The sequence below is a fragment of the Streptomyces sp. NPDC107575 genome, from assembly GCF_055657265.1.
Genome location: NZ_JBVKBG010000009.1, coordinates 61,682 through 74,387, shown reverse-complemented (window position 1 = coordinate 74,387; position 12,706 = coordinate 61,682). Strand labels below are relative to the sequence as shown.

The window sequence follows — 12,706 nt, the reverse complement described above, 5'->3', positions numbered from 1 at the left end:
GTGCGGAGGAGCGCAGCAGGCGTCTCACAGGGCCTCCAGACCGGCGCGCAGTCGCCGCAGCAGGGCCACGTCGGGGTCCTCGACGACGGCCAGCTCCAGCCACTCGGGCGGAGCGGGGGCGGGGGCTGTGGTCACCAGGCCGCACGCGGCGAGGCGCCGCAGGTCGACCAGGGTGTGGAAGGTGGGCCTGCCCAGGGCGAGCGCTATCTGCGAGGCCGTCCGCGCGCCGTCGACCAGGTCGAGGACGCGGCGCCTGCGCGGTGGTACGCCCGCCTCGTCCTGCCGGATGATCCGACTGATCGGCGCCGTGTCCGTGTCGGGCTCCGGCCAGATCCGCTGGAGCAGCTCGCGCCGGCGCAGCGACTCCCGCTCGACGGCCGCCACCGGCACCGGGCGCACCGTCCCGAACCAGTGCGAGACGCCGTAGCGGAACCGGCTCGGCCCGCTGCCCGGGGCGAGCGTGAAGTACGCGGCGTCGAACAGGGCGCCCAGATGGCACAGTTCGAGCGCCCCGTCGGAGAGCCGGCCCTGCTCGACGAGGAAGCGGCCGACCCGCTGCCGCGCCCCCGCCCGGTCGACGGCCTCCGACCACCGCTCGGCCTGCACCGCGCCGCCCGTGGTGAGCAGCACGTCCATGCCGGGCGTCGCGGGCGACTCCGCGTGCACGACCCGGCCGCCTTCGAGGTAGAGCGTGCCGTACTCCCGGATCAGGGCGCCGGTGGCCTGCTCGTCGGCGAGGCGGGTCAGCATCGGCGAGACACCGGCGGAGGCGGCGGTGCTCATCCGACGACCAGCCGGTCTGCCATGTCGGCGAGCCGCAGCCGGGCGAGCGCGAGGTTGCCCTCGGCCCGGTCCAGCCACAGGTGGATGAAGACGCTGCTGTCGAAGGTGGTCCGCACGAAGCGCAGCAGGTGGTACCCGTCGCGGTTGGTGACGATGACGTCCTCGACGGGCGGCGCCTTGTCGGAGGCGGTGCCCGGGGCCCAGTCGCTGCCCTCGGCCGGGGCGAAGGCCAGGTGCTCGGCGGCGATCCGGGCCAGCTCGGCGGTCTCGGCGGCGCCCTCCTCGTGGTCCCCGCTGCGTGACGCGCCGACCGTCCCCAGGGCGAGTCCACTGGTCCAGTCGACGACCGAGGCGCCGCGCGCGCCCGGCAGTCGCATGACCTCCAGGAGACACTCGTCAATTCCGGGCACGCCTCGGACTCCCCACCTGATCGCCGCATTTGTGTCACTGGTGCGTGTGTGACGACGAAGCTACGGAACGTACGGAGACCAGGTGAGGCTTCTGGCATTTCCCGGTGGAACATGCGCAGGGCGACTAGAATCCGCCAACCTGTCGCAGGGGTGGCTCAGTTCTCCCCGTGCGCCTTCATCACCATCTTGTTGACGGCCCACAGTCCGATCCCGATGGCGATGAGCACGCCGGCCCGGACGTAGACCTCGGCGGCCCGGTCCGCGAGCGGGCTCGCGAGGATCAGTGAGGTGAGCGCGCCGAGCACGGGCAGGATCGTCGGCGTACGGAAGTGCTCGTGGCCGACCCGGTCCTTGCGGAGCACGAGCACGGCCACGTTGACCACGGCGAACACGCACAGCAGCAGGAACGACGTGGTGTCGCCGAGCCCCTCGATCTCCCCGGTCGACACGAGCCCGACCGCGAGCAGCGACACGAAGACGATGCCCACGACGGGCGTGCGCCGCTTGGGCAGCACGCGGCCCATGGCGCGCGGCAGGATGCGCTCGTTGGCCATCCCGTAGCAGAGCCGCGAGGCCATCATGATGTTGATGAGCGCCGAGTTGGTGACGGCGAACAGGGCGATCAGTGCGAACAGCTTGTGCGGGAAGTCGATCCCGCCGGCCTTCACCACTTCGAGCAGCGGCCCGCTCGACGACTCCAGGACCTTGTGGTCGACGAGCAGCGAGGACACGAGCGCGACGAGCACATAGATGGTGCCGGTCACGGTGACGCCGATGAAGATCGCGCGCGGGAAGGTGCGGGTCGGGTCCTTGGTCTCCTCGGCCATGTTGACCGAGTCCTCGAACCCGACGAACGCGAAGAACCCCAGCGCCGTCGCCCCCAGCACCCCCGTCATCAGGGCGAATCCGGTGCCGCCCGTCTCGATGTCGGTCAGCCGCGAGGGCTCCCCGTCCCCGGTCAGGACGGCGTACGCGCCGATGGCGAGGATGATGACGAGCCCGGTCAGCTCGACCAGGGTCAGTACGACGTTCGCCTTCACGGACTCGCTGACGCCCCGCAGGTTCAGCGCGGCGAGCGCGAGCACGAACAGGATGGCGATCAGGGTGGGCGGCAGCGCGTCGTTCGTCAGCTCGCCGAGGTAGTCGCCGCTGAACGCGCGGGCGGCGGCGCTCGCGGACGAGAGGCCCGAGCACATCACCATGAAGGCGACGATGAAGGTCAGGAACGGGACCTTGAACGCCTTCTGCGTGTAGAGCGCCGCGCCCGCCGCCTTCGGGTACTTGCCGACGAGCTCCACGTAGGAGGCCGCCGTCAGCAGCGCCACGACGAACCCGATCGCGAACGGCAGCCACAGCGCGCCGCCGACCTTCCCCGCGACCTTGCCCGTGGTCGCGTAGATCCCGGTGCCGAGGATGTCCCCGATCACGAAGAGGATCAGGAGTTTCGGTCCGATGGCCCGGTGCAGTGGGGTGTCGGTCGTCGCAGATGTCACTGGACCTCCCGCGAGGTGCGTAGGTGGTTGTCCGCGTAGGAGGTATGGATTCCCCCGGAGCCCTCTTGACTAGACCTATTCATGTCGCCAGGATGTGAATAGAAGACTGAACAGCCGTTGGATACGCACCCCAGGACCCCCAGGAGGCCGCCGATGTCAGGACCCCGCCCCGTACGCGCCCCGCGTGGCACCGAGCTCAACACCCTGGGTTGGCAGCAGGAGGGCGCCCTGCGGATGCTCATGAACAACCTCGACGGCGAGGTTGCCGAGCACCCCGACAAGCTCGTCGTCTACGGCGGCACCGGCAAGGCGGCCCGGTCCTGGGAGGCGTACGACGCGATCGTGCGCACGCTGAAGACGTTGAAGGCGGACGAGACCCTCCTCGTCCAGTCCGGCAAGCCGGTCGGCGTGCTGCGCACCAGCGAGTGGGCGCCGCGCGTGCTGCTCGCCAACTCCAACCTGGTCGGCGACTGGGCCAACTGGGAGGAGTTCCGCAAGCTGGAGGCCGAGGGCCTCATGATGTACGGCCAGATGACGGCCGGCTCGTGGATCTACATCGGCAGCCAGGGCATCGTGCAGGGCACGTACGAGACGTTCGGCGCGGTGGCGCGGAAGAAGTTCAACGGCACGCTCGCGGGCACCATCACCCTCACGGCCGGTGTCGGCGGCATGGGCGGCGCCCAGCCCCTCGCCATCAGCATGAACGAGGGCGTCTCGATCTGCGTCGACGTCGACGAGACCCGCATCGACCGCCGCATCGGCACCCGCTACCTGGACGTGAAGGCCGACAACCTCGACCACGCCCTGGAGCTGGCGGTCCAGGCCCGCGACGAGCGCCGCGGCCTGTCCATCGGCGTCGTCGGCAACGCGGCCGAGATCTTCCCTGAGCTGCTGCGCCGCGGCGCCCCGATCGACATCGTCACGGACCAGACCTCCGCGCACGACCCGCTGGCCTACCTGCCCGTCGGCATCTCCGTCGAGGACTGGGACAAGGAGCGCGAGGCGGACCCGGCCGGCTTCACCGATAAGGCCCGCCAGTCGATGCGCCTGCACGTCGAGGCCATGGTCGGCTTCCTGGACGCGGGCGCCGAGGTCTTCGACTACGGAAACTCGATCCGCGACGAGGCCCGCAAGGCGGGCTACGACCGCGCCTTCGACTTCCCGGGCTTCGTCCCGGCGCACATCCGCCCGCTGTTCGAGGAGGGCCTCGGCCCGTTCCGCTGGGCGGCGCTCTCCGGTGACCCGGAGGACATCCGCAAGACGGACGCCGCGATCAAGGAGCTGTTCCCCGAGAACAAGCACCTCCACCGCTGGCTCGACATGGCCGCCGAGCGCATCTCCTTCGAGGGCCTCCCGGCGCGCATCTGCTGGCTCGGCTACGGCGAACGCCACCTGGCGGGCCTCAAGTTCAACGAGATGGTGGCGAACGGCGAGCTCTCCGCGCCCGTCGCCATCGGCCGCGACCACCTCGACTCCGGCTCGGTCGCCTCTCCGTACCGCGAGACGGAAGCCATGAAGGACGGCTCCGACGCGATCGCCGACTGGCCGCTCCTGAACGCCCTGGTCAACACCGCCTCCGGCGCGTCCTGGGTCTCCCTCCACCACGGCGGCGGCGTCGGCATGGGCCGCTCCATCCACGCGGGCCAGGTCTGCGTCGCGGACGGAACGGAGCTCGCTGCCGCGAAGATCGAGCGGGTGCTGACGAACGACCCGGCGATGGGTGTGATCCGGCACGTGGACGCGGGTTACGAGCACGCCGCCGACGTCGCCGCCGAGCGCGGTGTGCGGGTCCCGATGCGGGAGGGCGAGTGACGGCCGCGGGGCTCCGCCCCGGACCCCGCTCCTCAAACGCCGGAGGGGCTGGAAATTCGGTGCAGCCCAGCTTCACGGAGATGTGGCACGACCTCCGCCCGATCGGCCGCAACGCCGACTCCGGCGGCTACAGGCGCCACGCCTGGACCGCCGCGGACGCCGACTGCCGCGCCTGGTTCAAGGCCCAGGCCGAGAGCCGCGGCCTGACCTACGAACTGGACCGCAACGGCAACCAGTGGGCCTGGCTCGGCGACCCGGAAGCCGGCGACGCCGTCGTCACCGGCTCCCACCTGGACTCCGTCCCCGACGGCGGCGCCTTCGACGGCCCCCTCGGCGTCGTCTCCTCCTTCGCCGCACTCGACGAACTCCGCCGCAGGGGAGTGGAGTTCACCAAGCCCCTCGCGATCACCAACTTCGGCGACGAGGAGGGCGCCCGTTTCGGCCTGGCCTGCGTGGGCTCCCGCCTCACGTCCGGCGTGCTGACCCGTGACCAGGCCCACAAGCTCACGGACGCCGACGGCATCACCCTCCCCCGGGCGATGGAGCGCGCGGGCTACGACCCGGACGCGATCGGCGCCGACCGCGAACGCCTCGACCGCATCGGCGCGTTCATCGAACTGCACGTGGAACAGGGCCGCGCCCTGGACCTCTCCGGCGACGCCATCGGCATCGCAAGCTCCATCTGGCCGCACGGCCGCTGGCGCTTCGACTTCCGCGGCGAGGCCAACCACGCGGGCACGACCCGCCTGGTCGACCGCCGCGACCCGATGCTGACGTACGCGGAAACGGTCCTCGCGGCCCGCCGCGAAGCCCAACTGGCAAACGCGGTTGCCACATTCGGCAAGATCTCCGTCGAGCCGAACGGCGTCAACGCGATCCCCTCCCTCGTACGGGGCTGGCTCGACTCCCGCGCCGCCGACCAGGAGTCCCTGGACGCGACGGTGAACGGGGTCGAGAAGGCGGCCCGCGAGTACGCGGAGGCGCACGGCATCGACGTGTCGCTGACCCGCGAGTCGTTCACGCCGATCGTCGAGTTCGACGACGCGCTCCGCGACGAGCTCGGCCGCATCCTCGGCACGGACACCGACCTGAAGGTCCCCGTGCTCGGAACGGGAGCGGGACACGACGCGGGAATCCTCGCCCAGTCGATCCCCACCGCCATGCTGTTCGTACGCAACCCGACGGGCGTCTCGCACTCCCCGGCCGAGTCCGCGGCCGAGGACGACTGCCTGGAAGGGGTGCGCGCACTGGCCGACGTACTGGAAGGGCTGGCCTGCAAGTGACGACGACCTACTGGTTGGAACACGCCTGGCTCGGCACGCATGTCGAGCCCGGCGTGGCCGTGGACGTGTCGGACGAGGGTCGCTTCACGGCGGTCCGCACGGGCGTCACGACGCCCCCGCCCGGCGCGACCGCGCTGCGCGGACTGACCGTCCCCGGCCTCGCCAACGCCCACAGCCACGCCTTCCACCGGGCGCTGCGCTCGACGGTGCAGGTCGGCTCCGGGACGTTCTGGACGTGGCGCGAGGTCATGTACTCGGTGGCGGACCGCCTCACCCCGGACACGTACCACGCGCTGGCGCGGGCGGTGTACGCGGAAATGGCCCTCGCCGGCATCACGGCCGTCGGCGAGTTCCACTACCTCCACCACGCCCCCGGCGGCACCCCGTACGCCGACCCGAACGCGATGGGCGAGGCGCTGATCGCGGCGGCGGACGAGGCGGGCATCCGCATCACGCTGCTCGACACGGCGTACCTGTCCTCCGGCTTCGGCAAGGCGCCCGACCACCACCAGCAGCGGTTCAGCGACGGCACGGCCGAGGCGTGGGCGGAGCGGGCGTCGCTGCTGAAGGAGCGCCCCGGAGTCCGGATCGGTGCGGCGGTCCACTCGGTACGAGCGGTCCCGGCGGCGCAGCTGTCGACGGTCGCCGAGTGGGCCTCGGCCCGCAGCGCACCCCTCCACGTACACCTCTCCGAGCAGACGGCGGAGAACGACGCGTGCCAGGCGGCGCACGGCTGCACGCCGACCCAACTCCTGTCCGACAACGGTGTGTTGAGCGCGCGTACGACGGGTGTGCACAACACGCACCTCACGGACGCGGACATCGCGCTCCTCGGCGGCTCGGGCACGGGAACGTGCATGTGCCCGACCACCGAGCGCGACCTGGCCGACGGCATCGGCCCGGCGCCGCGCCTCCAGGCGGCGGGCTCCCCGCTCTCCCTGGGCTCCGACAGCCACGCGGTGATCGACCTCTTCGAAGAGGCGCGCGCGATGGAGCTGAACGAACGCCTGCGCTCCCGCACCCGCGGCCACTGGACGGCGGCGGCCCTGCTCCGCGCGGCCTCCGCCGACGGCCACGCCTCCCTGGGCTGGGACGACGCGGGCACCATCGAACCGGGCGCGCGGGCCGACCTGGTCACCATCCGCCTCGACTCGGTCCGCACGGCAGGCCCGGCCCCCCGCTTCGGCGCGGAAACGGCAGTCTTCGCGGCGACCGCGGCGGACGTCTCCGACGTGGTGACCGGCGGCCGGGCGACCGTCCGCGACGGCGAACACGTCCGGGTGGGCGACGTGGCGGGCGCCCTGACGGACGCCATCGCGGCACTGCACGCCTCCAGCCCCGCCGGCGATTGAGGCGCGGGGTCCGGGGCAGAGCCCCGAGTCGTTGACCACCGGCGCGTAGCGCCAACTTTCGGGAAGGGGCGGGTTGGGGGAGAAAAACCCCCACCCGCCCACGGAGAGGACCCATGACGAACCGCACGACGGCCATCACCAACATCGGCACCCTGGTCACGAACGACCCGACCCTCGGCGAGGGCCCCCTGGGCCAGATCCACAACGCCGCCCTGGTCATCGAGAACGACAAGATCGCCTGGGCGGGCCCGACCGCCAAGACCCCCGCCGCCGACACCACCCACGACGCGGCCGGCCGCGCCGTCATCCCCGGCTTCGTCGACTCCCACTCCCACCTCGTCTTCGCGGGCGACCGCACCGCCGAGTTCAACGCCCGCATGTCGGGCCAGAGCTACTCCGCGGGCGGCATCCGCACCACGGTCGCCGCGACCCGCGCGGCCACCGACGAGGCCCTGGAGGCGAACCTCAAGCACCACCTGGCGGAGGCCCTCCGCCAGGGCACGACCACGTTCGAGACGAAGTCGGGCTACGGCCTCACGACGGCCGACGAAGAACGCGCGCTCCGCATCGCATCGGCCCACACCGACGAGGTCACCTACCTCGGCGCCCACATCGTCTCCCCGGACTACGCGGAGGACCCGGCGGCGTACGTCGACCTCGTGACCGGCGAGATGCTCGACGCCTGCGCCCCGCACGCCCGCTGGGTCGACGTCTTCTGCGAGAAGGGCGCCTTCGACGGCGACCAGGCCCGCGCGATCCTCACGGCGGGCAAGGCCAAGGGCCTGCTGCCCCGCATCCACGCGAACCAGCTCAGCTACGGCCCCGGCGTCCAGCTCGCCGTGGAACTCGACGCGGCGAGCGCCGACCACTGCACGCACCTCACGGACGCGGACGTGGACGCCCTGGCGAACGGCAACACGGTGGCGACGCTCCTCCCGGGCGCGGAGTTCTCGACCCGCGCCGAGTGGCCGAACGCCCGCCGCCTCCTGGACGCGGGCGCGACGGTCGCCCTCTCCACGGACTGCAACCCGGGCTCGTCCTACACGTCCTCGGTCCCGTTCTGCATCGCCCTGGCCGTACGGGACATGGGCATGACCCCCGACGAGGCCCTCTGGTCGGCGACGGCGGGCGGCGCGAAGGCCCTGCGCCGCACGGACGTCGGCCACCTGGCCCCGGGCGCCCGCGCCGACCTGACGTTCCTGGACGCCCCGAGCCACGTCCACTTCGCGTACCGCCCGGGCGTACCGCTGGTTTCGGAGGTGTGGCGCCGCGGCGAGCGGGCCGCCTGAGGCCTCACCCCTCCGCCGTCAGCCGCGCCCACACCAGCTTCCCGTCCCGCGTCGGCAGCACACCCCAGCGGTCGGCCGCCGCCGCGATCAGGAACATGCCGCGCCCCGACTCCGCCGCCCAGTCCGGCTCCGCGCACGGGACCGGCGGGGCGGGGGAGCGGTCGGCCACGGACACCTGCACGGCGTCGGCCTCCGGCAGTACCCGCAGCCGGATCTCGCACTCGGGGACGGCCACGTGCCGGTGCACGTTCGCCAGTATTTCCGTCACGCAGAGCTGCGCCGCGTCGACGAGGGCGGGGTGCCCCCAGGCCCGCAGGTGCGTGGCGACCGTTCGCCGTACGTCCGAGAACTGCTCGGGATCCGCCCGGAGTTGGATGACGACTTCGGGTGGAGATTGCGTCTTCATGCGTTCACAGTGCGTGACCGCTGGCTAGCCTGGCCAGGACTGCGAGCAGCACACAACGAGGTGTGCAGGCGAGGGGGTTCCCTGTGCAGGACTGTGTCGACGGATCGTCGAGCATGCGGATGTTCGGGGCGGTGGTACGGGCGCTGCGCGAGGCGCGGGGCGGTTCGCGGGAGGACTTCGGGGCGTACGTGGGGTATTCGGCGTCGCAGGTGGCGATGGTCGAGCGCGGCGCACGGATGCCGAGCGCGCGGTTCGTGGCGCGGGCGGGGGAGTTCCTGGAGGCGCGGGCTGCGGTGGAGGCGGCGGCGGAGCATCTGGAGCGGCGGCGGTATCCGGCGTGGTTCGACGACTACGTGGAGCGGGAGGCGGATGCGGTCAGTCTCTGGGCGTACGACTCCCACGTGATCAATGGGCTGGTGCAGACCGAGGGCTACGCCCGGACGGTGCTCGGCGCGCGCGTGCCGGTACTGGACGACGAGGAGATCGAGCGGCGCGTCCAGGCCCGCCTGGAACGGCAGGTGCTGCTCACCCGTGTGCCGCCGGTGTCGCTGGCGCTGGTCGTCGAGGAGTGGGTGCTGAGGCGCCCGGTGGGCGGGGCGGCCGTCCTGCGCCGCCAGCTGGAGCGCTTGCTGGAACTGAGCGAGAAGCGCAACATCTCGATCCAGGTCATGCCGACCGCCATCGAGTCGCACGCTGGCTTCACCGGGCCGTGGACGTTGCTGGAGACGCCCGAGCGCGAATGGGTCGCGTACGTTGAGGGGCAGGCGGGCGGCCTGGTGCTCGAACACCGCACGACGGTAAGCGAGTTGTTCCAGCGGTTTGGCATGATCCGGTCCCAGGCCCTCACGCCGGGGGACTCCGTGAAGCTCATCGAGAGGATGGCGAGCGAACTATGACCACCGCAGACCTCACGTGGTTCAAGTCCAGCTACAGCGGCGACTCGGGCGGGCAGTGCCTCGAAGCCGCCCTGGAGTGGCGCAAGTCCAGCTACAGCGGCAACTCGGGTGGAGACTGCCTGGAGGTCGCCCGCGCCTCCGCCATACACGTCCGCGACTCGAAGAACGTCGCTGGCCCCACACTGGCCGTTTCGGCCGACAGCTGGGCCGCCTTCGTGGACTTCGCCGCGAGCCCCGGCCGGCGCGGCTAGAGGCTCTTCCCCGCCCGCCACCGCTGCGTGTCGTCGCCGCCGTGGAACTTGCGCTGCCCGAGGCGGAAGGACCCGTCGTCGAGCGGCGTGACGGCGGCCTTCCAGTCCGTGCCGGGGCGGATCGAGCCGTCGGCGTGGACGGAGAACGCCAGGTTCGCGCCGTGGGTGTCGTCGTCGACGGCCGCGCAGTGCCACAGGCCGATCGTGCGGGCCGTGTCGCCGCGGTTGTCCAGGCAGAAGTCGGGGTTGGCCGCGGACTGGACGACGCCGCGGTCGGCGTCCACGCGCCACTGCTGGCTGCCCGTGCGGTCGCACTTCACGGCCACGACGTCGTCGCCGTCCGCCAGGGGCGTGCGGGAGACGTCGAGGCAGAGCCCGGAGGCGACGTCGACCACCTCCGCGTAGTCCTCGCCGGGCGGGCGGAAGGGCGGGGGCTTCGGCTTGTGGGCGGAGGAGGAGGCGGACGGCTTCGGGGTCGGCTCGGCCCGTGAGGGCGGCGGCACCGTGACCGTCTCCGTGCTGCGCGCGGTCGTCGTCGCCGTGGCGGTCGTCGTGGTCGTGGTGGTGGCCGTCGTCGTCGCCGTGACCGTCACCCGGACCGGGGGCGGCGTCGAGGGCGTGGCGCCCATGCCCTGGCCCACCGACGACAGGTCGGGGCGGCCCTCCGTCAGCGTCAGGATCAGCAGCGGTACGAGCGCCACGCCGACCGCCGCCGAGGCGAGCGCGAAGCCCATCGGGGTCGCGCGCACGGGCCGCTGGCGACGGGGGGCCTTCCGGCGGTCGGCCCTCGTCGGCGGCTTCGCGCGGTGGCGGCGCGGGGCGGCGGCGCGCCGCGGCACCGGAGCCGGGGCCGTCGCCGGCGCCTCGGTCAGCAGGTAGTCCGTGCCGCCCCACGGCAGCAACCCCTCCGCGAGCGCGCGGCGCGGGTCGTCCCGCAGGGCCGTCAGCTCCAGGTACGCCGCCGTGCAGCTCGGGCAGCGGGCGAGGTGCGCGTCCAGGTCGGCGGTGCCGCGCGGGCGGCCCGGTCTCGTGGCCCCCTCGATGAGCCGCCCGTAGGCCCGGCAGTGCGTGCCCTGCCGCGCGGCGAGGCAGGCGCCGCGCAGGGCGTCGAGCGCCGCGCCCCGCGCCTGCGCCACGTCCCGCGCGGGCGCGCCGACGACGAGGCCGACGGCGGCGTCGGGCTCCCCGTCCACGACGGAGTGCCACAGCAGCGTCTGGGTGCGCGGCGGCAGCGTGTGGAAGGCGGCGAGCAGCGCGGGCGCCCGGTGGGCGTCCGGGGCGCCGAGGGCGCCCAGGAGGCCGGGAGCGAGGCGTGCGCGGCGCTCGTCGGCGGCCCACTCGGCCGCGGTGCGGTGGACGAGCAGCAGCGCGTGGTGGCGCCAGGAGCCGCGCGGCTCGGCGCCGCGCGCGACCTCGCGTGCGGCGCGGGCGAAGGCCTGCGCGCCCAACTGCCGCGCGGCGTCCGCATCGTTCGCGCACACCCGGGCGTAGGCGAGGAGCGCGTGCCGGTGCCTGCCGCGCAGCTCCCCGAGCGCCGGGTACGCGGTCGCGGTGTCGGCCCGCAGCAGGCCGACGAGCCGGTGGTCGGGCGCCGTGGCATGGACGCCGCCGTTCGCAGACACCGTGTCCTCCTGTCACCGGGGCCCAGATGGGTGCTCATAGTGGTGCAGGGGAGGGGGTACGGAAAGGTGTTTCTCGCGGTAACCGGGCGTCGGGCGGCGGGAGTTGGCGCAAAAAACACCGAGGGGGCCGACCGTTCTCACGGTCGGCCCCCTCGACGTGACAGGGCGTTACGGGTGGTGCTGGTGTTGCAGGGCCGAGCGATTACTCCTCGAGCGTCAGACCCTTGCGCAGGCGCACCAGCGTCCGCGAAAGCAGTCGCGACACGTGCATCTGCGAGATGCCCAGTTCCTCACCGATCTCGGACTGCGTCATGTTGGCGACGAAGCGCAACGAGAGGATCTTGCGGTCGCGCGGCGGGAGATCGGCGATCAGCGGCTTCAGGGACTCGACGTACTCGATGCCCTCGAGTCCGTGGTCCTCGTAGCCGATGCGGTCCGCGAGCGCACCCTCGGAGTCGTCCTCCTCGGGCTGTGCGTCGAGCGAGCTGGCGGTGTAGGCGTTGGACGCCGCCATGCCCTCGACGACCTCGTCCTTCGACAGGCCCAGGCGTTCGGCGAGCTCGCCCACCGTGGGGGCGCGATCGAGCTGCTGGGCGAGTTCGTCGCCCGCCTTGGCAAGGTCGAGACGGAGTTCCTGGAGACGGCGCGGTACGCGCACGGACCAGGAGGTGTCGCGGAAGAAGCGCTTGATCTCGCCGACGATGGTCGGCATCGCGAAGGTGGGGAACTCGACGCCGCGGCTCAGCTCGAACCGGTCGATCGCCTTGATCAGGCCGATGGTGCCGACCTGGATGATGTCCTCCATCGGCTCGCTGCGGGAGCGGAACCGGGAGGCCGCGAACTTGACGAGAGCCAGGTTCAGTTCGACCAGCGTGTTGCGGACATACGAGTATTCGTGCGTGCCTTCTTCGAGGGACTCGAGTCGCTCGAAGAGGGTCTTGGAGAGGGCTCGGGCGTCGAGCGGACCCACCTCGTCGTACGGGGGGATCTCCGGGAGGCCTTCAAGGCCTTCGAGGCCCTCGGTCTCGACGTCGACATGAGTTTCCGGGGGGAGTGTCGACGTCGCCTGGTCAGTACGCGATTCGTCGAGCCGGGCTGACATGATGTCC

At 72.2% G+C, this 12,706-nt stretch carries 12 protein-coding genes; 6 read left to right on the top strand and 6 right to left on the bottom strand.

The features are described from left to right. Positions 1–24: 24 nt before the first annotated feature. From ACZ7L4_RS36505 to ACZ7L4_RS36495, 3 genes are all read right to left on the bottom strand, one after another. A complete protein-coding gene (locus ACZ7L4_RS36505) occupies positions 25–783 on the bottom strand; it encodes a transcriptional regulator (protein ID WP_472109348.1) in 759 nt (252 codons plus the stop codon). Further along, positions 780–1,193: a hypothetical protein gene (locus tag ACZ7L4_RS36500; protein WP_472109346.1), complete on the bottom strand. Its 414-nt coding sequence runs from the start codon at positions 1,191–1,193 to the stop codon at positions 780–782. Before ACZ7L4_RS36500 ends, ACZ7L4_RS36505 begins: the two co-directional genes overlap by 4 nt. Positions 1,194–1,348: 155 nt before the next feature. Beyond that, on the bottom strand, positions 1,349–2,686 hold the full coding sequence (locus ACZ7L4_RS36495) for an APC family permease (RefSeq protein ID WP_472109344.1): 1,338 nt from the start codon (positions 2,684–2,686) through the stop codon (positions 1,349–1,351). A 153-nt stretch (positions 2,687–2,839) separates the two neighbouring features. Here ACZ7L4_RS36495 and hutU point away from each other — a divergent pair, with 153 nt between their 5' ends. The 4 genes from hutU (at position 2,840) to hutI (ending at position 8,422) form a co-directional block, all read left to right on the top strand. After that, positions 2,840–4,498, top strand: a complete 1,659-nt coding sequence (hutU, locus tag ACZ7L4_RS36490; protein ID WP_472109342.1) for a urocanate hydratase — start codon at positions 2,840–2,842, stop codon at positions 4,496–4,498. Between the two features lie 80 nt (positions 4,499–4,578). Further along, positions 4,579–5,781, top strand: coding sequence for an allantoate amidohydrolase (locus tag ACZ7L4_RS36485; RefSeq protein WP_472109531.1), 1,203 nt, complete (start codon positions 4,579–4,581; stop codon positions 5,779–5,781). Next, positions 5,778–7,133, top strand: coding sequence for a formimidoylglutamate deiminase (locus tag ACZ7L4_RS36480; protein WP_472109340.1), 1,356 nt, complete (start codon positions 5,778–5,780; stop codon positions 7,131–7,133). Before ACZ7L4_RS36485 ends, ACZ7L4_RS36480 begins: the two co-directional genes overlap by 4 nt. A gap of 113 nt (positions 7,134–7,246) precedes the next feature. Beyond that, on the top strand, positions 7,247–8,422 hold the full coding sequence (gene hutI, locus ACZ7L4_RS36475; RefSeq protein ID WP_472109339.1) for an imidazolonepropionase: 1,176 nt from the start codon (positions 7,247–7,249) through the stop codon (positions 8,420–8,422). 4 nt (positions 8,423–8,426) lie between these two features. Here the strand turns inward: hutI and ACZ7L4_RS36470 are convergent, their stop codons facing one another. Next, on the bottom strand, positions 8,427–8,828 hold the full coding sequence (locus tag ACZ7L4_RS36470; RefSeq protein WP_472109337.1) for an ATP-binding protein: 402 nt from the start codon (positions 8,826–8,828) through the stop codon (positions 8,427–8,429). 113 nt (positions 8,829–8,941) lie between these two features. Here ACZ7L4_RS36470 and ACZ7L4_RS36465 point away from each other — a divergent pair, with 113 nt between their 5' ends. After that, entirely contained in the window at positions 8,942–9,724 is a 783-nt protein-coding gene (locus ACZ7L4_RS36465; protein WP_472109335.1) for a helix-turn-helix domain-containing protein, read from the top strand. Further along, complete coding sequence (locus tag ACZ7L4_RS36460; RefSeq protein WP_472109333.1) at positions 9,721–9,975, top strand: DUF397 domain-containing protein; 255 nt, start codon at positions 9,721–9,723, stop codon at positions 9,973–9,975. Before ACZ7L4_RS36465 ends, ACZ7L4_RS36460 begins: the two co-directional genes overlap by 4 nt. Here the strand turns inward: ACZ7L4_RS36460 and ACZ7L4_RS36455 are convergent. Further along, entirely contained in the window at positions 9,972–11,597 is a 1,626-nt protein-coding gene (locus tag ACZ7L4_RS36455; RefSeq protein ID WP_472109331.1) for a ricin-type beta-trefoil lectin domain protein, read from the bottom strand. The two genes, ACZ7L4_RS36460 and ACZ7L4_RS36455, sit on opposite strands and share 4 nt — an antisense overlap. Before the next feature lie 202 nt (positions 11,598–11,799). Then, the gene (locus tag ACZ7L4_RS36450; RefSeq protein WP_422476646.1) at positions 11,800–12,699 is read right to left on the bottom strand and encodes an RNA polymerase sigma factor SigF; all 900 of its coding nucleotides are present in this window, start codon (positions 12,697–12,699) and stop codon (positions 11,800–11,802) included. Positions 12,700–12,706 lie beyond the last annotated feature (7 nt).